The 18,867-nt window shown below is 72.4% G+C and carries 14 protein-coding genes; 11 read left to right on the plus strand and 3 right to left on the minus strand.

Annotated features, from left to right (window positions below; genetic code table 11):
• The first annotated feature begins 126 nt into the window (after window positions 1–126).
• The 3 genes from AB0B66_RS34620 (at window position 127) to AB0B66_RS34630 (ending at window position 1,781) form a co-directional block, all read left to right on the plus strand.
• Entirely contained in the window at window positions 127–360 is a 234-nt protein-coding gene (locus AB0B66_RS34620; RefSeq protein ID WP_360537995.1) for a hypothetical protein, read from the plus strand.
• The gene (locus AB0B66_RS34625) at window positions 357–677 is read left to right on the plus strand and encodes an Rv3654c family TadE-like protein (protein WP_360537997.1); all 321 of its coding nucleotides are present in this window, start codon (window positions 357–359) and stop codon (window positions 675–677) included. Before AB0B66_RS34620 ends, AB0B66_RS34625 begins: the two co-directional genes overlap by 4 nt.
• Window positions 678–845: 168 nt before the next feature.
• Entirely contained in the window at window positions 846–1,781 is a 936-nt protein-coding gene (locus AB0B66_RS34630) for a DUF559 domain-containing protein (protein ID WP_360537999.1), read from the plus strand.
• A 100-nt stretch (window positions 1,782–1,881) separates the two neighbouring features.
• Here the strand turns inward: AB0B66_RS34630 and AB0B66_RS34635 are convergent, their stop codons facing one another.
• Entirely contained in the window at window positions 1,882–4,239 is a 2,358-nt protein-coding gene (locus AB0B66_RS34635; protein ID WP_360538001.1) for a DEAD/DEAH box helicase, read from the minus strand.
• A gap of 177 nt (window positions 4,240–4,416) precedes the next feature.
• On the opposite strand from AB0B66_RS34635, the gene AB0B66_RS34640 reads away from it, so the two are divergent.
• From AB0B66_RS34640 to AB0B66_RS34660, 5 genes are all read left to right on the plus strand, one after another.
• On the plus strand, window positions 4,417–4,752 hold the full coding sequence (locus AB0B66_RS34640; RefSeq protein WP_360538003.1) for an STAS domain-containing protein: 336 nt from the start codon (window positions 4,417–4,419) through the stop codon (window positions 4,750–4,752).
• A gap of 11 nt (window positions 4,753–4,763) precedes the next feature.
• On the plus strand, window positions 4,764–5,174 hold the full coding sequence (locus AB0B66_RS34645; protein WP_203697672.1) for an ATP-binding protein: 411 nt from the start codon (window positions 4,764–4,766) through the stop codon (window positions 5,172–5,174).
• A gap of 215 nt (window positions 5,175–5,389) precedes the next feature.
• Window positions 5,390–7,735, plus strand: a complete 2,346-nt coding sequence (locus AB0B66_RS34650) for a sodium-translocating pyrophosphatase (protein ID WP_360538006.1) — start codon at window positions 5,390–5,392, stop codon at window positions 7,733–7,735.
• Between the two features lie 184 nt (window positions 7,736–7,919).
• A complete protein-coding gene (locus AB0B66_RS34655) occupies window positions 7,920–8,453 on the plus strand; it encodes a hypothetical protein (RefSeq protein WP_360538008.1) in 534 nt (177 codons plus the stop codon).
• On the plus strand, window positions 8,444–9,235 hold the full coding sequence (locus AB0B66_RS34660) for a hypothetical protein (protein WP_360538010.1): 792 nt from the start codon (window positions 8,444–8,446) through the stop codon (window positions 9,233–9,235). The genes AB0B66_RS34655 and AB0B66_RS34660 overlap by 10 nt, the downstream gene beginning before the upstream one ends.
• Here AB0B66_RS34660 and AB0B66_RS34665 read toward each other — a convergent pair.
• A complete protein-coding gene (locus AB0B66_RS34665; RefSeq protein ID WP_360538012.1) occupies window positions 9,181–9,855 on the minus strand; it encodes a M15 family metallopeptidase in 675 nt (224 codons plus the stop codon). The two genes, AB0B66_RS34660 and AB0B66_RS34665, sit on opposite strands and share 55 nt — an antisense overlap.
• 189 nt (window positions 9,856–10,044) lie before the next feature.
• The gene (locus tag AB0B66_RS34670; protein WP_360538014.1) at window positions 10,045–13,071 is read right to left on the minus strand and encodes a BTAD domain-containing putative transcriptional regulator; all 3,027 of its coding nucleotides are present in this window, start codon (window positions 13,069–13,071) and stop codon (window positions 10,045–10,047) included.
• A 247-nt stretch (window positions 13,072–13,318) separates the two neighbouring features.
• Here AB0B66_RS34670 and AB0B66_RS34675 point away from each other — a divergent pair, with 247 nt between their 5' ends.
• The 3 genes from AB0B66_RS34675 to AB0B66_RS34685 all read left to right on the plus strand — a co-directional run bounded on the left by AB0B66_RS34675 (window position 13,319) and on the right by AB0B66_RS34685 (window position 18,706).
• Entirely contained in the window at window positions 13,319–17,080 is a 3,762-nt protein-coding gene (locus AB0B66_RS34675) for a S8 family serine peptidase (protein WP_360538016.1), read from the plus strand.
• A 137-nt stretch (window positions 17,081–17,217) separates the two neighbouring features.
• Entirely contained in the window at window positions 17,218–18,213 is a 996-nt protein-coding gene (locus AB0B66_RS34680; protein WP_360538018.1) for a helix-turn-helix domain-containing protein, read from the plus strand.
• Window position 18,214: 1 nt separating this feature from the next.
• Window positions 18,215–18,706, plus strand: a complete 492-nt coding sequence (locus AB0B66_RS34685; RefSeq protein WP_360538020.1) for a hypothetical protein — start codon at window positions 18,215–18,217, stop codon at window positions 18,704–18,706.
• Window positions 18,707–18,867: the final 161 nt, after the last annotated feature.

Consider the following 18,867-nt stretch of genomic DNA (forward strand, 5'->3'; position numbering starts at 1 on the left):
GGTGCTCTCGCTCCCCCCCCGGCGGGGCGGGGGGGGGGGGCGGCGGGGGTATACCCCCGCGGCCGGGGGGCCCCCCTCCGGGCGGGGGCGCCCCCCCCCCGGGGGGGGGGGGGGCCGCTACCCGCCGTGGTGCTCCTGCTGGTCACCGGCATCGGCGCGGTCACCGCGGTGACCGTGAAACTCGGCTGCGTGGCCGCCGCCCGTGACGCGGCGCTCGCCGCCGCCCGCGGTGACGAGGTGTCCGGCGGGGCGGGCGTCGACGTCGCCGGGGACACGGTCACGGCGACGGTGCGGCGCTCCCTCCGGGTGACCGTGCTGACCTGCACCGCGACCGCCGCCCGCGAACCGGGTGCGCCGTGAGCTCGCTGTATGCCCTCGGCGTGGGCCTGGTCTTCGTGGCCGCGGGCACCGTGGTCGCCGTGGACGGCGCGCACCTGGTCGCCCGGGAACAGGCGCGCACGGCCGCGGACCTGGGCGCCCTCGCGGGCGCGGCGGCGGCGATCGAAGGCGCCACGGCGGCATGCGAACGGGCCGGGCGGATCGCGGCCGCCAACGCGGCGACGGTCACCGCCTGCCGCCTCGACGGCCTTGACCTCACCCTCTCCGTGCAGGTGGTCACCGGGGCGGGCGCGGCCGAGGCCACCGCCGTGGCGGGCCCGGTCCGCGAGGTGACCTGACCAGGTGCGCTCCGGAGGCACCGGTGCGCCGGGCCCGATCCGCAAGTCAACGGTGACCCGGGCGCGCGGGCCTGGCACGGCCACCGCCGGCCGGTTACGGGGTCCGTGACGGGTCGTGCGGGTGGAGATCGCTGTTTGGGGACAGAAAGCGAGGTGTGACTGCAGATCATGACCGGAAATAGCGATCACGCGCAGCTCGACGACCTGGCCGCGCGCCAAGCCGGGCTGTTCACCAGGGATGACGCGAAGGCGTGCGGGTTTACCGACGACCAGGTTCGGCGGCGGCTGCGGCGGCGGGACTGGCAGGTGGTGCTCGGTCAGGTGATGACCCGGGCCGGGCGGACGGTCACGCCGTTGCTACGGGACCGGGCCGCGTTGCTGGCCGTGCCCGATGCGGTGCTGACCGGACCGTCCGCGGCCAGGCGCTATGGGCTGGACGTGCCTGGTCTGCGGACCAGTCTCATCATTGCGCCGGAACGACGGGTGCGGCTGCCCGGTGTATCGGTCCGTCGGGAACTGCTGGACCCGGCGGACCTGGTTCTGATCGAGGGAGTCCTGTTGACCGCACCGGAGCGCACCGTCGTCGACTGCGTCCGCGAGTTGAGCCCGGACCAGGCCGACCCGGTGATCGACCGGGCGCTGCAGCGTCGGCTGATCACATTCGACGGTTTCGTCGCCAGGGTGCAGGCGATGGTGGGGCAGCATGGGATACACCGTCTGGTCAGGGCGGTGTCGCGGCATGCGCATGGGGCGCGTTCGGTGGCGGAACGGCTGTTGGTGCAGGGACTGCGGCGGGCGCGGATCGAGGGCTGGCGGGCCAACGTGCTGGTTCATGACGCGGACGGGCTGATCGGGGAAGTCGACTTCGGATTCCTGGAGATCCAGCTGGCTGTGGAGGTCGACGGCCGCGCGTGGCACAGTGCCGGGGACCGGTTCCAGCACGACCGGGAACGGCAGAACCGGCTGGTCCGCGCCGGGTGGACGGTCCTGCGGTTCACCTGGCGTGATCTGGCAGAGGACCTGGACGGCGTTATCCGCCAGATCACGGCCGTCCGCCGCCGACTCGCCCGCCCCACCTCCCCGCTGCGGACCAGACCACGGTGAGAGATCGCTGTTTCCGGTCAGAACCTGCGGTTCAACCGCAGATCTTGACCGGAAACAGCGATCTTCCCCGAGAGCGGCGCAGCGACCCGGGCGGAAACGATTACGCCGAGGTGGGCGCGGGGAGGTGGGTGAGGATGATGTCAAGGACGGTGACGGCGCCGGGCTTGTCGAGCGGGTTGTTGCCGTTGCCGCACTTGGGGGACTGGACGCAGCTCGGGCAGCCGCGTTCGCAGGCGCACTCGGCGACCGCGGTCCGAGTCGCGCCGAGCCATTCAGCGGCCATGCCGTACGCCCGTTCGGCGAAACCCGCCCCGCCGGGGTGGCCGTCGTACACGAAGATGGTCGGCGCGTCGGTGTCGGCGTGCCGGGCCGTCGACAGTCCGCCGATGTCCCATCGGTCGCAGCTCGCGACCAGCGGCAGCAGGCCGATCGCGGCGTGCTCGGCGGCGTGCAGCGAGCCGGGCAGGTCCTCCAGCCCGGCGACCGCCGACTCCGCGAGGGTGGCCCAGACCGCGACGGTGCGCAGGGTACGGGTGGGCAGGTCGAGGGGCCAGGTGCCGAGCACCTCCCCGCTGTCCATCCGCCGCCGCTGGAACGACACGACCTGGCTGGTCACCTCGACCTCGCCGAGGAACAGCCGGACCGGCCCGGCGTCGACGTGCGAGCGGACCTCCAGCACGGTGAGGTCGATGGTGTCGCGGGCGTGCGTGGAGTACGGCGGGTTGTCGGCCTCGACCAGGGCCACCCCATCCGCGAGGTCGAGTTCGCGTACCACGTAGGTGCGGCCCTGATGGGTATAGACGGCCCCGGCATGCAGGTGGTGGTGGGCGGCTCCGGCGTCGGCGGTGCCGATGAGGCGGCCGGTGGCGGCTTCGATGACGGCGATCGGCGGCCCGCCGGTGCCGCGCAGGTCGATCTCGGGGCGCTGCGGGTGGGTCCAGTACCAGCCGGTGGGGCGGCGGCGCAGTGCGCCCGCGGCGACGAGTTCGTCGAGCAGGGCGGCGTCCGCGCCGAACAGCGGCAGGTCGGCCTCGGTGAGGGGCTGCTCGGCGGCGGCCGTGCACAGGTGCGGGGCGAGCACGTACGGGTTGGCGGGGTCGAACACGGTCGCCTCGACGGTCTTGCCGAACAGCGCCTGCGGGTGGTGCACCAGGTAGGTGTCCAGCGGGTCGTCCCGGGCGACGAGCACGCACAACCCGTCGCGCCCGGCCCGGCCCGCGCGGCCCGCGCGCTGCCAGACGGCGGCGCGGGTGCCGGGGTAGCCGGCCAGCAGCACCGCGTCCAGGCCGGTGACGTCGATGCCCAGTTCGAGGGCGTTGGTGGTGGCAAGCCCGGTGAGGGTGCCGTCGGTGAGCTGCTGCTCCAGGGTGCGCCGCTCCTCGCGCAGGTAGCCGCCCCGGTAGGCGGCGACCTGGCGGCCGAGTCCGGGCTGCGCCTCCTCCAGCGCGGCGCGCGCGTTGACGGCGACGACCTCGGCGCCGCGGCGCGACGGGACGAAGGCGAGGGTGCGTACGCCCTGGACGACCGCGTCGGCGAGCAGGTCGGCGGTCTCCCGCAGCGCGGAGCGGCGGACCGGGGCCGCGTCGCCGTTGCTGTCCGCGCCCGGCAGTTCCGGCGGCTCCCACAGGGCGAAGGTCATCGACCCGCGCGGGGCGGCGTCCTCGGTGACCGCCCGCACCGGCCGCCCGATCAGCTTGCTCGCACTACCCGCCGGATCACCCGACGTGGCGGAAGCCAGCAAAAACACCGGCCCCCTCCCACCCCCACCCTCGCGCGCAAGCCGAGGCGCCCCCGGGCGCCCGGCGTTAAGAAGGTGCCCTTCCTCTACGGAATCCGATGTGAAGGTGCCCTTCCTTTCGGTGAGGCGGCGCAGGCGGCGGAGGATGTGGGCGACGTGGGCGCCGAAGACGCCGCGGTAGCTGTGGGATTCGTCGACGATCACGTAGTGGAGGTTGCGCAGCACGCCGGACCAGCGCTGGTGGCCGGGGAGCAGGCTGTGGTGCAGCAGGTCGGGGTTGGTGAGGATGACGTTGGCATGCTGGCGGATCCAGTCGCGCTCCTCGCGCGGGGTGTCGCCGTCGCAGACCGCGGCCCGCAGGCCGGGCAGGTTCAGGCCGGTCAGCGCGCGGTGCTGGTCGGCGGCGAGGGCCTTGGTCGGCGCGAGATAGAGGACGCGGGCCCGGGGCCGGGTGAGCACGGCGGACAGGGCGGGCAGCTGGTAGGCCAGCGACTTGCCGGAGCCGGTGCCGGTCGAGATGACGACGTCGGCGCCGCCCCAGGCCAGCTCGGCGGCCTCGACCTGGTGCTCCCAGGGCGCGGTGATGCCGCCGTCACGTAGGGCGTCGAGCAGTGGCGCGGGGACCCAGGACGGCCACGCGGCGGCGCGCCCGGCCCGCGCGGGCAGCAGCTCGACGTGCGTGACCTGGTCACGTTTGAGCCAGTACGGCAGCAGGTCCACTCCAGCACTCTGCCACCGCGGGGCGGGCGTCGGCCAGCGGTCGTCGTCACCCCGTCCCGAGTGCGCGTTAAGGGCAAAGGGCGCGTAGCCCGGAAACCCGACCAGTGGTTAGATGCATGAGGATCGGATGCACGGAGTGATTCCGGGCAGTGACCGGACGTCGTAGAGGAGGTGCCGATGGAGCTGTCGCTGGCCACGCGTGTCGTCGCCGGGCATACCGTGCTCGAGGTCGGCGGCGAGGTGGACGTCTACACCGCTCCGAAACTCCGCGAACGCATCGCCGAGCTGCTCGACAGCGGGGTGACCGCGGTGGTGGTCGACCTCGCCCGGGTCGACTTCATGGATTCGACCGGCCTCGGCGTGCTGGTCGGCCAGCTGCGCAAGTCGCGAGCGGTGGGAGCCTCCTTCGGCGTGGTGTGCTCGCGGGAGTCGCTCCTCAAGATCTTCCGGATCACCGCGCTGGACCAGGTGCTGCCGCTGTACCCGTCCGTCGACGCGGCCACCGCGAGTTGACCCGCGCGGACATGGCGACCGTCCGGCTTGAATTCACCCCTGAACCCGCGCACGTGCGTACGGCGCGGCTCGTCGGCGTGGCCGTAGCCCGGCGTGCCGGGGTGCCCGACGACCAGCTCGACGAAGTGCGCCTGGCGATCGGCGAGGCGTGCGCGCGGGCGGTGGCCCGGCACCAGCGGGTCGGCCTGCGCGACGTGGTCGCGGTCGCGTTCAGCGACGGCGACCGTTATCTCGTGCAGGTGTGGGATCACGCCGGCGACGAGGAGCAGATCACCGACGAGGAGCAGCTCACCGTCGACGTGAGCGCCAGCCTGTTGCAGGCGATCGTGAAGGATCTGCAGGTCCGTCCGCTGGAGAGCGGGCCCGGCACCGAGGTGCAGATGGCGTGGCCGGTCCGGCGCGCCTCGCGTCTTGGGCGCTGATTCACTCATCTGCGGGCATAGAGTCGCTGAGCGTACCGCACAACCCGGGACGGGCGCAGCAACGAAGATCACCGCGACACAGCAGGTGGCGGGTGTGACCCGGACCACGTGTCCGGTTTACAGTTCACGGGTTGTTTCCAGGCCGTAACCGACGTCACTCGTGACCCTCGGCACGGCTGCCTCACAAGTAGATCGTGATCTTTGGGAGGACAAAGATGTCCGGGTCCATCCTCGCTGCCCCCGGCAGCGAGCTGACCCTTACCGGCGCAAACGTTTCGTACGTGGTCGTCGCGGCTGTGATCGCACTGGTGGCGCTGGGTTTCGCCGCCGTGCTGGTCAGGTCCGTGCTGGCAACCGGTAAGGGCACCGAAAAGATGCAGGAGATCGCCGGCGCCGTCCAGGAGGGCGCGTCGGCATACCTGTTCCGCCAGTTCAAGACGCTCGGCATCTTCGTGGTGCTCGCGGTCATCCTGCTCTTCCTGCTGCCGGTCCACGGCGACGGTGACAACGACACCGCGCTGAAGATCGGCCGTTCCGCGTTCTTCGTGGTGGGCGCGCTGTTCAGCGCCTTCATCGGCGGTGCCGGCATGGCGCTGGCGACCCGCGCCAACCTGCGGGTGGCCGCGGCGGCCCGCGAGGCCGACGGCGGCCGCGAGGCCGCCATGGCGATCGCCTTCCGCACCGGTGGTGTCGTCGGCTTCCTGACCGTCGGCCTCGGCCTGTTCGGCGCGGCGCTGGTGGTCTTCATCTACGGCGTCGACGCCGCGACCGTGCTGGAGGGCTTCGGCTTCGGCGCTGCCCTGCTCGCGATGTTCATGCGGGTCGGCGGCGGCATCTTCACCAAGGCCGCCGACGTCGGCGCGGACCTGGTCGGCAAGGTCGAGCAGGGCATCCCCGAGGACGACCCGCGCAACGCGGCGACCATCGCCGACAACGTGGGCGACAACGTCGGCGACTGCGCCGGCATGGCGGCCGACCTGTTCGAGTCGTACGCGGTGACCCTGGTCGCGGCGCTGATCCTGGGCCGGGCCGCGTTCGGCGTGGAGGGCCTCGTCTTCCCGCTGATCGTGTCCACCATCGGTGTGCTGATCGCGATCGTCGGCGTGTTCCTGACCCGCCTGCGCAAGTCCGACAAGAACGGCCTGCAGGCGATCAACCGCGCCTTCTACATCTCGGCCGCGCTGTCCGCGGTCGCGGTGGCCGGCGCCTCGCTGTACTACCTGCCGAAGACCTTCGGCGAGCTGGGCAAGCCGGAGATCAGCGGCAACCCGCAGACCGTCGCCATCGGCGCGGTCGTCATCGGTATCGTGCTGGCCGCCGCCATCCAGGCGCTGACCGGCTACTTCACCGAGACCGGCCGTCGCCCGGTGCAGGACATCGGCAAGTCGTCGGAGACCGGCCCGGCCACCGTGGTGCTCGCGGGCATCAGCGTCGGCCTGGAGTCGGCCGTCTACTCGGCGCTGCTCATCGGCGGCGCGGTGTACGGCGCGTTCCTGCTGGGCGGTGGCACGCTGGTCGTGTCGCTGTTCGCCATCGCGCTGGCCGGCTGCGGCCTGCTGACCACCGTCGGCGTCATCGTGGCCATGGACACCTTCGGTCCGATCTCCGACAACGCCCAGGGCATCGCGGAGATGTCCGGCGACATCGACGAGCAGGGTGCCCGCACCCTGACCGAGCTCGACGCGGTCGGCAACACCACCAAGGCGATCACCAAGGGCATCGCGATCGCGACGGCCGTGCTGGCCGCGACCGCGCTGTTCGGGTCGTACACCGACACCTTGGGCGTCTCCCTGGCCGAGGCCGGCGAGACCGCGGAGGGCTTCGTCAACGACATGCTCAACGTGGCGAACCCGGCCAACCTGGTCGGTCTGCTGATCGGTGTGTCGGTCGTCTTCCTGTTCTCGGGTCTGGCCATCAACGCGGTGTCGCGTTCGGCCGGCGCGGTGGTGCACGAGGTGCGCCGCCAGTTCCGCGAGCTGCCGGGCATCATGGACGGCACCCAGCGGCCCGAGTACGGCAAGGTCGTCGACATCTGCACCCGCGACGCCCAGCGTGAGCTGATGACCCCGGGCCTGCTCGCGGTCCTCGCCCCGATCGCCGTCGGCTTCGGCCTCGGCGCGGGCGCGCTGGCGGCGTACCTGGCCGGCGCCATCGGCGCGGGCACCCTGATGGCGGTGTTCCTGGCCAACTCCGGTGGCGCGTGGGACAACGCGAAGAAGATGGTCGAGGACGGCGCACACGGCGGCAAGGGCTCGTCGTCGCACGAGGCGACCATCATCGGCGACACGGTCGGCGACCCGTTCAAGGACACCGCCGGTCCGGCCATCAACCCGCTGCTCAAGGTCATGAACCTGGTGTCGCTGCTGATCGCCCCCGCCGTGGTGGCGCTCTGGTACGGCTCCACCGAGAACGCGACCGCGCGCAACCTGATCGCCCTCGGCGCGACCGCGGTGATCGTGGTGGCCGTGGTCATCAGCAAGCGGAAGCCGATCACCGTCGGCGGCGACGACCAGGGAAAAGCTGACGCTGCGCCTACGCAGCGCGAGAAGGTCAACGCCTGACGCACCGCACCACTGCGGCGCCCTCCCCACGGGGAGGGCGCCGCTCCTTTTTGCCCCGCTCCCACAACTCCCCGCAGCGGCGATCTTGCGTGAATGGCCCCGGCGGTGCCCCGTTTGCCCGTGTCGTGGGGTACATCCGTGCAAGATCGCCGCGGGCGGAGGGGTCGGCGCTAGGCTGCACATCATGCGTAGGCCCCGCGCTGGTTTCCTGCCGCTGCTCGTTGTGGTGGCGGCGGTCACGGGTGGGTGTGTGGCGGACGGGCCGCCGCCGCGGGTGTGGGCGGCGTCGGTCTGCTCGGCGCTCAATCCGTGGCGTGAGGAGATCGCGACGCTGACCACCCGGGCACAGCAGCAGACGCCCACCTCGACGACGCCCCAGCAGGCCAAGGAGAACCTGGTCCGCATGCTGGAGGGGGCACGTGACGCCAGTGAGAAGGCGCGCGGCCGCATCGCGGACGCGGGAGTGCCCGAGGTCGAGGGCGGGGATGCGATCGCCGACGGGGTGACCGGGTCGCTGGCGCAGGTGCGCGACGCCTACGGCCGGGCCGGCGAAGCGCTGCGCGCACTGTCCACGGACGACGCATCCGCCTTCTACCAGGGCGTCAGCGCGGTGATGACGAAACTGCAGCAGGAGTACGACGACAGCGCCCTGGACACCAGCGAGCTGCGCTCCACCGAGCTGCAACAGGCGTTCGGCGAGGTGCCGGAGTGTCTCTGAACCGCCAGCTGGCCATGTTCTCCGCCGAGTCGGCCCGCCCCTCGGCGTACGACCTCGCGGGGCTGCTCGTCGGGCCGGGCCAGGTGACCCGGATGGGCGGCACGGCGCGGGTGTCGGTGGTCGTCGACGCGGCCTGGCGGGTGCACGCGCTGGCGGCCGAGTTCACCGTACGAGGGCTGGAGACCAGCTGGGAGCCGGCCGCGATCGAGGGCCACTTCGGGGTGCGCACCGCGTACACCGGCATGCTCGCGCCGCTGGCGGAGGCGTGGCTGCGCGGGTCGGGCAAGCGCCCGCCGGCCGGGTTCGCGCTCGACGGGGCGCGGCTGCGGCTGTGGTTCGCGGCGGCGGGTTCGGTCGACCCGGAGGGCGATGGCGCGGTCCTGCGGCTGGGGGCCAGCGACGAACACTGCGCGGCACCGGCGCTGCGCGCGTTCACCGCGCTGGCCTGCATGGCCGAGCTGGGCCGGGGGCCGGTGCTGCGGATCAGCGGGCGGCGGCGGGTAGCCCGGCTCCGCGAGCTGGTCGGCGAGCGCCCGGCGACGGCCCCGCTGGGCGCGTGGCCCGGCGACCAGGTTGTCGCGGACGAGTCAGGCGACCAGGTGCATTCCGAGGAGCAGGCAGAACCGCGTCCGGTGCGGGTCGCGCGGGCTCCGCGCCTCCGGCCGGTGGTGGCCGGACAGTTGGACACCGGTCAGATCACGCCTACGCCGGCCGGGGTCGAGCCGGATCAGGCCGGGACGACGGGGCCGGTGCGCACCGGCAGCGACTTGACCGGGCCGTAGCGGGCCACCGGCGCGCCGGTGACGTGTGCCCAGTAGCGGTCGCCGTAGGACCAGTGCCACCACTCGGTCGGGTAGTTCACCATGCCGACCGAGGTCAGCGCGTCGCACAGGTAGCGCCGGTTGCGGGCGGCCTCGGCGGAGACGTTCTCGGAGTCGGTGTGGCAGGCCTCGCTGTCGGTGTCGTTGACCTGCGTGCCCATCCACAGCTCCACGCCGTCGGCGGTGCACAGCGTCAGGTCCACCGCGGCGCCGGCGACGTGCGGGGCGACCTCCGGCGGGGAGATGTACCGGCTGGCCCGGCGGTGATACCAGGCCTCGTCGTGGCCGGGCTGGATGACCCGCAGCCGCTGCTTGTGGGAGTCGAAGTACTCCTGCTGCAGGGCCAGCGGGCGGTAGCACTCGACGATCAGCAGCCGCATCCCGGCGGGCAGCAGCGTCTGGGCGGTGACCAGCCGGTCCACCACGCTCAGGCGGACGTGGGCGAAGGCTCCCTCGCCGTCGGCGAGCCGTGGGTCGAGCCTGAGCGCGCCGACCGTACGCAGGTCGATCAGGCACTCGTCGCACTCGGCCACCGGTGTCTCCACGACCGCCGTGTCCGACAGCAGCACCATCTCCGCCATGACAACCCTCCCCGCCCCCGGCCCGCCCCGGTATGCGCCCGAGGGGTCCCCCACCTGCCCGGTCGCGAAGTGAACGCCGGGACGGGTGGCTCGCCCCGTGCCGAGCCACCCGTATCTCCGACAGGAGAAAGACTCGCAGGCCGCGCTGGAACTTTTCTGTAATAGACCGGCGTCAGGCCGGTGGCCGCCTCAGCGGTCGCCGTCGAGCTCTCGGATCTCGCGCGCCCCGTGATCGTGGAAGGTGCGACGGGCCCGCGCGCGGGCGGTCTGCGCGGCGGCCGCGTCGCCGCGGGCCGCCAGCAGGCGGGACCGGTCCAGCTCCAGGCGGGCCTGCCAGACCGGGACGTCCATGGCCTGCCAGATGTCGTGGGCGGCGTCGAAGCAGGCCTCGGCCAGGTCGAGCCGGTGTTCGGCGAGGTGGAGCTGGCCCAGCACGCGCAGCGTCGCGCCCTGGCCCCAGCGGTCGCCCATGGTGTGGCTGACCGACAGCGCCCACTCCAGCCGGGGCAGCGCCTCGCCGTGGTGGCCCTGGCGCATCCGCGCCTTGGCCAGGGCGCGCACCGCGTACGCCTCCATCAGCTCGTCACCGAGGTCGTGGAAGATCGCGGCGGACTCGGCGCAGCGCCGCTCCGCCTGCGCCCACTCGTCCCGGGCCCGGTGGTAGAGCCCGAGCGTGCGCAGGGTGTGCCCCTCGCCGAGGCGGCTGCCGGCCCGCCGGTACGCGGCCAATGACTCGGTCAGGTCGGCCAGCGCCCGCTCGTAGTCGCCCAGCTCCAGCCGCACCGAGCCGGCGATGCGCCGGGAGTAGCCGATGCCGATGTCGTCGTGGGCGTCGTGCAGCAGCGTCGCGGCCTGGTCGAGGAAGTGCACGCCCTCGGCGAAGCGGCCCGGTTCACGGCACGCGATGCCCAGCCCGGCCAGCGCGGCCGCCTGCCCGGGGAGGTCGTTCAGCTCGCGGAACAGGCTCAGCGCGGCCCGGAACTGCCGCCGCGCCTCGGTGTAGTGGTCCTGGTCGTAGCGCAGCTGGCCCAGCTCGGTGAGGATCACCGCCTCGTCGTGCGGCTTGCCCGCGCGCCGGGCCGCGGTCAGCGCGGCCTCGATCACCCGGGTGCGGGCCGCGAACCGGTTCGCACCCATGAAGGCCGACGCGTTGCGGGCCGAGGCGAACTCGCAGACCAGGTCGTACAGGCCGAGCGCGAGCGCCCGCTCCACCCCGGAGGCCAGCGCGGACTGCTCCGCCTCGAACCAGTCCCAGGGGTCGGCGATGACCAGCGCGGTCAGCTCCTCCGATACGTCGTGCGGGCTGAACGGCCGCCGCCACCGGATCTCGGCGGGCGGCGAGTCGACGGCGGTGCGGTGTATCAGCGCCAGCCAGCCGCGCAGCGCCCGCGCCACCGCGTCGGCCAGGTCCTGGGCGGGCTCCTCCAGCGCGGCGCACTCGCGGGCGTACAGCCGGATCAGGTCGTGCAGGCGGTAGCGCAGTCCGCCCATGCGGTCCACCCCGACGAACTCGACCAGCTGCGCGTCGACCAGCTGCTCGACCAGCTCCTCGGCCTCGGCCAGGGAGGTCTCGACCAGCCAGGACACCACCCAGGGCGAGAAGTCGGGCACGCCGAACCAGCCCAGCCGGCGCAGCGTGGCGCGGCAGTCGGGGTCCAGCGCCCGGTAGCTGAGCTCGATGCTGCTGCGTACGCCGACGTCGCCGGCGGACAGGTGGTTGAGCCGGCGGCTCTCGTCGGCGAGCCGGTCGGCCAGCGGCTTGAGCGGCAGCGCCCGCCGGCCGGCCAGCCGGGCGCTGACGATGCGCAGCGCCAGCGGCAGGTTGCCGCAGTACTCGACGATCCGGCGGGCGGCGTCGAGGTCCTCGTCGACCCGCTCGTCCCCGGCGAGCCGCCGCAGCAGCAGCAGGGCCTCGTCGGGCTCCAGCACGCGCAGGTCCGTCAGCGTGGTGCCGGACAGCCCGGCCAGGCGGTCCCGGCTGGTGATGACGACGGCGTTGCCCGGGTGGCCCGGCAGCAGTGGCCGCACCTGCTGCTCCGAGGCGGCGTCGTCGAGCACCAGCAACATGCGGCGCTGTGCCAGCAGCGTGCGGTACAGGTCGGCCCGCTCGCCGAGGCCCTCCGGCAGTTGTGCCTGCTCGACGCCGAGCGCGCGCAGGAACCGGGACAGCACCTCGCCCGGCTCGGCCGGCACGTCGCTCATGCCGCGCAGCTCCGCGTAGAGCTGGCCGTCCGGGAAGTGCTCGGCCAGCCGGTGGGCCGCCGCGGTGGCCAGGGTGGACTTGCCGGTGCCACCCGGACCGGCAATGACCTGCACGGCCGGGGCGCCGCCGGTCGGCAGCAGGGCATGCGCCAGCGCCTCCAGTTCGGCGGCCCGGCCGGTGAAGTCGGCCGGCACCGGCGGCAACTGCGCGGGCACGGGGTGCACCGTGCCCGGTCCGGCCAGCTCCGGTGACTGGGCCGCGACCGCGAGCTGCTCGGTGCCGCCCCGCAGGATCGCGTGGTGCAGCGCGGTGAGTTCCGGGCCGGGCTCCACGCCCAGCTCGGCGATGAGCACGTCGCGGCCCTCGCGGTAGCAGGCCAGCGCTTCGGCCTGGCGGCCCAGCCGGTACAGCACGGTCATCAGTTGGCCGCGCAGCCGCTCGTTGGTCGGCCGGTGCCCGATCAGCACGGTCAGCTCGCCGACCAGGTCGCCCCACAGCCCGGCGGCGATCTCGGCGGCGATGCGCTCCTCGACGGCCGCGGCCCGCAGCTCGTCCAGCCGGGACGCCTGCACGGTCAGCTCCGTGGCGTCCAGGCCGGACAGCGCGGGGCCCTGCCAGAGCGCGTCGGCGCGGCGCAGCAGCGCGGCGGCTCCGGCGTGGTCGCCGGCCGCCGCCGCGGCACGTCCCTGCGCCAGCAATCCGGTGAAGACCTCGACGTCGAGCGTGTCCGGCTCGATCCGGATCACGTAGCCCGGGGCGGCGGTGGTGATGAGGTCGCCGGCACCGTGCCTGGCGAAGGTGCGGCGCAACGTGGAGACGTAGGTCTGGATCAGCGCGCGGGCGGTGTCGGGCGGGTCGTCGGCCCACAGGATGTCGACCAGCCGGCTGGCGGACACCACCCGGCCGTGCTCCAGGAGCAGTGCGGCGAGCAGGGCTTTCGGTTTCGCGCCGCCGAGCGGCACCGCCTCGTCTCCGGCGTCCGCCGAGACGGGTCCGAGCAGCCGGAACTCCACCTCGCACTCCTCCGCCGCGTTACTAGATCGATCCAGCGTACGGCCGGACGGTGGCAGAGGACCACAGCCCGACACGACATCGCAGGTCAGAGGCTAGCGCACCGCCGACATGGCCAATTTGTCCCGGTCCTCCCGCCGGAGCGCCGGGGGCACCGGCCCCACCTGCGGGTTGGCGGAGTTTCGCCATGGCGTAACCCCGCCAACGCCATCTATTCACTACGAAACAACGGGCCGGTAGACCGTTGTCATGTTCTCCCCCTCACAGCCTTCCCGCTTCCGGCGCAGGCGCTGGCAGCTGATCTCGGCGGCCACCGCGGCACCGCTGCTGGCGGCGGGTCTCGCCGTCCTGCAGGCGCCCGCGGTCGCCGCGCCGAGCAAACCCACCACCCCCGCCAAGCCGACGGCGACCCACAAGGTCACGCTGGTCACCGGCGACGTCGTCACGGTCACCACGATGGCCGACGGCAAGCAGATCGCCGATGTGGACCGGCCGGCCAACGCGCTCGGCGGCGTGCGCATGCAGCAGATCAAGGGCGACCTGTACGTCATCCCCGACGAGGCGGTGGCGCTGCTCGGCGCGAACAAGCTCGACCGGCGGCTGTTCAACGTCACCGACCTGATCGAGATGGGCTACGACGACGCGAAGTCGTCGGGCGTGCCGCTGATCGCCACGTACACCGCGGCGCAGACCCGCGCGGCCGGCGAGCCGAAGGCTCCCCGTGGCAGCAAGCTGACCCGCAAGCTCAACGGCATCCGGGGCGCGGCGCTCACCGCCGACAAGAAGCAGGCCCGCTCCTTCTGGAAGACCGTCGTGCCACAGGGCAGCACGACGGCTGGAAGGGGCAACGCGGTCCTCGGCGAGGGTGTGGCCAAGCTGTGGCTCGACGGCCGGGTCGAGGTCAACCTGAAGGAGAGCGTGCCGCTGATCGGCGCGCCCGAGGCCTGGGCCGCCGGATACACGGGCAAGGGTTCGAAGGTCGCGGTGCTCGACACCGGCGTCGACGTCAGCCACCCCGATCTGGCCGGAGTCATCGACGGCACGGCCAGCTTCGTGCCGGGCGAGTCGGCCACCGACGACGTCAACGGTCACGGCACCCACGTCGTCTCTACGATCGTCGGCACCGGCGCAGCCTCCAACGGTGAACTGAAGGGCGTCGCCCCGGACGCTGACATGATCGTCGGCAAGGTGCTCGGCGGCGTCGAGGGCTACGGCCAGGACTCCTGGATCATCGCGGGCATGGAGTGGGCCGTCCAGCAGGGCGCCGACGTCGTCAGCATGAGCCTCGGCGACACCTACCCGACCGACGGCAGCGACCCGATGTCGCAGGCGGTCGACGCGCTGTCCGCGCAGTACGGCGCGCTGTTCGTCATCGCCGCCGGCAACGCGGGCCCGGAGAGCATCTCCACCCCGGGCGCGGCCGCCTCGGCGCTGACCGTGGCCGCCACGGACAAGCAGGACCAGCTCGCGTACTTCTCCAGCACCGGCCCGCTGGCCTACTCCGGCGGCATGAAGCCGGACATCGCCGCGCCGGGCGTGGACATCACCGCGGCCCGCTCGCAGCAGATGACCGACGGTGGCGAGGGCCTCTACCGCACCATCAGCGGCACCTCGATGGCCACCCCGCACGTGGCGGGCGCGGCCGCGATCCTGGCCCAGCAGCACCCCGACTGGACCGGCGCGATGCTCAAGGAACACCTGATGAGCAGCGCGAAGGGCCTGGCCGAGGGGTACTCGCCGTACGAGGTCGGCACCGGCCGCCTCGACGTGGCCGCCGCCGTGAAGACCGGCGTCCGGAGCACCGGCTCGCTGTTCTTCGGCAACTACACCTGGCCGCACGAGGCGAGCGACGTCGCGGTCACCAAGGACCTGACCTTCACCAACACCGGCGCCACCGACGTCACGCTGAACCTGGCGCAGACCAACGCGGGCGGCCCGTTCACCCTGGGTGCGACCTCGGTGACGATCCCGGCGGGCGCGAAGGCGACCGTCCCGGTCACCGGCGACCCGCAGGCCGCCGCCGCGGGCCAGCGCCACGTCGGCTACGTGGTCGGCACCGACGCGAGCACCGGCCAGCCGGTGACCCGCACCTCGGTCGCCCTGATCAAGGAAGACGAGCGCTACGACCTCACCATCAAGCTGATCGGCCGGGACGGCAAGCCGGCCGCCGGCTACGTCGGCATCAACATGGCCGGTGACCAGTGGCCGTACTCGGCGTACATCGAGGGTTCGGTCACCCTGCGCATGCCGAAGGGCGTCTACACCATCGCGTCTTACCTCGACGTCGCCGGTGAGCGCTCGGACCGCAGCGGTCTGGCCGTGCTGGTCGACCCGGAGACGGTGCTCGGCGACGGGCCCGCCGAGGTGGTGCTGGACGCGAGCAAGGCGCGCCTGCTGCAGACCGAGGCGCCGCAGCGCACCGAGGACCGCCAGCGCAAGGTGGACTTCAACGTCCACTTCACCGGCCTGGACTCCTGGTTCGACGTGCGCGGCGCATACCAGGTCCCGCCGATGTACGACGACCTCTACGTGTCGCCGACCGAGCCGATGACCAAGGGCGAGTTCATCTTCACCTCGCGCTGGCGCAAGGGCGAGCCGATGTTCCGCCTGACCGCGTTCGGCGGGCTGTTCGACATCCCGGCCACCACGCAGGCCGGTTCGCTGCTCGGCACCGCCACCGACCACCTGAAGGCCGTGTACGCGGGCAAGGGCTCCGCGGCCGACTTCAAGAAGGTCAACGCCAAGGGCAAGATCGCCGTGGTGGAGCGCAGCGACGAGGTCACCGCGGACGAGCGCGTCGCCAACGCGATCGCCGACGGGGCCAAGGCCGTCGTCTTCATCAGCGACCGCCCCGGCACCTCGATGGAGTACGCGGGCGAGTCCACCGTTCCGGTCGCCTCCGTGCACCGGGACGCGGGGCAGTTGCTGATCAAGATGGCGAAGCTGGGCTGGATCACCTTCACCGCCAAGCGCGTGGAGTACACCCCGTTCGTCTACGACCTGGCCCGCGACTATCCCGGCCAGGTGCCGAACAAGCCGCTGGTCTACAAGCCGAGCCAGCGGGACCTCGCCAAGATCGACGCTCGCTGGTACAACGCCGCGACGCCGGGCGACGCCTCCGGCTACCGGTACGACCTGACGCTCAGCCCGTCGCTCGGCTTCCACGAGCGCGAGTGGCACCCGGGCACCCGCACCGAGTGGGTCACCCCGGGCCAGGTCTGGGTCGAGTCGCACGCGCAGCAGATCGCCACGGAGATGCCGTGGGAGATGGTGTCCGGCGTCAACACGTACGCCAAGGGCAGCACCACCCGCACCGACTGGTTCGCCCCGGCGGCCCGGCCCGGCTTCAGCGACTCGTTCGGCGTGTACAACTCCCGCGCGCAGAACTACCTGACCTGGAACGTGCAGCCGTGGAGCTCGGCCAGCGACACCATGCGGCTGGGCGGCTACCTGCCGTGGGGCGCGACGCCGACCCACCTGCAGGTGTTCCAGGGCGACACGCTGATCCACGACAACGCGTTCAGCGCGGACATGCAGTGGAAGGAGGTGCCGGCGGAGTACCTGCCGTACCGGGCCGTGCTCGACGCGGAGCGGTCCGCCGAGCAGTTCCGGCTGTCCACCCGTACGCACAGCGAGTGGACCTTCATGTCGGGCTTCGTCGACTCGGACTACTTCCAGCCGTTCTCGGTGCTGAACCTGGACTACCTGCTGGAGACCGACCTGCACGGTGACGTGAAGGCCGGCGCCTGGCAGCAGATCCGCCTGCACCCGGTGTCGATGGACCTGGGCACCGTGCCTGGCAAGATCAAGACGGTGACCCTGAACGTCTCCTACGACGACGGCAAGACCTGGCAGAAGGTCAACCTCGTCAAGGGCGCCGACGGCTACTGGACGGGCTCGTTCAAGGCGAACGGCAAGTCCGGCGGCTTCCTGTCGATCCGCGGCAGCGCGGCGACCGACGCCGGGTTCAGCGTGAAGCACGAAGTCATCCGGGCCTACGGCCTGCGATGAGCCCCAGTGTCGGGCCCCGGGGAGGCGACTCCCCGGGGCCCTTCCCGTCACCGGGGTCGCCAGCAGGGTCTATTCAAGATCTGCCGGTATGGCGCATACTCTCCCCGCCGCCGCTGACGGAAAGGGGCAGGTCGCCGATGCTGGGTGTGCTCGGGCTCGACCCTGAGGAGGAGTTCGTCTACCGAGCCCTGCTCGGCCGGCCCAGTGCCACCGCGATGCTGCTGGCCGACCTGCTGGACCGGCCCGAGCCCGTGGTCGATCAGGCGTTGTCGCGCCTGGTGGAGAACGGCCTGGCACTGCGCTCCGGCGGAGAGGCCTTCGTCGCCGCGCCGCCCGCGATGGCGCTGGGCGCGCTGATCACCGAGCGCCGTGACGGGCTGCGCATTGCCGAGCAGGCGCTGGTCACCCTCGCCGAGGAGCACCGGGCGGCGGTCGCCGGGCGCAGCATCAGCGAGCTGATCGAGGTGGTCTCCGGCGTCGACGCCATCCGGCACCGCTTCCAGCAGGTGCAGCAGGCGGCCCGTACGGAGATCCGCAACTTCGTCACCGCGCCCTACATCGCCGTGCCGCCGGGCTCCAACGCGCAGGAGGACGCCGCCGCGGCGCGCGGGGTGCGCTTCCGGGTCGTGCTGGAGCGCTCGGTGCTGGCCCAGCCCGGCATCATCGACGAGGTCGTCGACTCGCTGGAGCGCGGCGTGGAGCTGCGAGTGGCCGACGAGCTGCCGATGAAGCTGATCCTCGCCGACGGCGACCTCGCCCTGGTGCCGGTCACCGCCCCGCACGCGACGGTCCCGGGCGGCGAGCCGGGAGCCGTGCTGCTGCACCGCAGCGGGCTGCTCGCCGCGCTGGAAGCCCTGTTCGAGACGGTATGGCAGCGCGCCTACCCGCTGGAGCTGTCGAGCCTGGGGTCGGACGGGTTACCGTACGTCGAGCTGGACACCGACGGGCCCACCGAGCTGGACCGCCGGATCCTGTCGCTGCTGCTGTCGGGCCTGACGGACCAGGCGGTCGCGACGCAGCTCGACCTGTCGCTGCGCACCCTGCAGCGGCGGCTGCGCCACCTGATGGACCTGGCCGGCGTGGAGACCCGCATGCAGCTGGGTTGGCACGCCGCCCGACACGAATGGGCCTGAGTTGAAGCGACCGCTGCTGATCCTGCTCACCACGGCCCTGCTGGCGACGTCGGCGGCCGGCTGCGGCGACGACGACGACGCGATGGCGCTGCGGCCGGGCGAGGCGCTGACCGAGGACGCGAACCGGCTGGTCCGGCAGCTGATGGAGATCGACTTCAAGGACCGCACCGCACCGGACGGCGCCCCGGTGGCGTGCAGCGTGCGCTCGTTCGGCGCGGCCCCCGAGGGGGCGAGCAATGTCGGGCAGCTCACCACCATCTGGGCGAAGACGGTGTGCGGCGCGCCCGGCCCGGACGGGATGCTCGGCATGTCGATGGTGCCCGTCAAGATCACATTGGGCGGGCGGCCGGAGCTGTTCATGCCGCAGGACGGCTCGCAGCACGCGGCTGACCTGGAGAAACTCTTTCCCGATCTCGGGGTCGACCTGACCGGGGAGTGGTCGGAGTTCCCGGAGATGAGGGCCGAGCTGGAGGCGCGCGCGGCCGGACAGTGAGCGGGAGCACCTCGATCAGATGGTTGCCACCCGGGAATCCCCCTTGTCCGTATTGTGGCGGGGAGTATGGTGTCTGCGGTCACAGGAATGTGCCCGTACGTCGATGGGGTGCGCAACCCCTGGCGCACACTGAGCGTTACCTTGGACATCCGCGGACCGTG

This window comes from Catellatospora sp. NPDC049111 (assembly GCF_040648615.1).
In the GTDB taxonomy this organism is placed as follows: Bacteria; Actinomycetota; Actinomycetes; order Mycobacteriales; family Micromonosporaceae; genus Catellatospora; species Catellatospora aurea.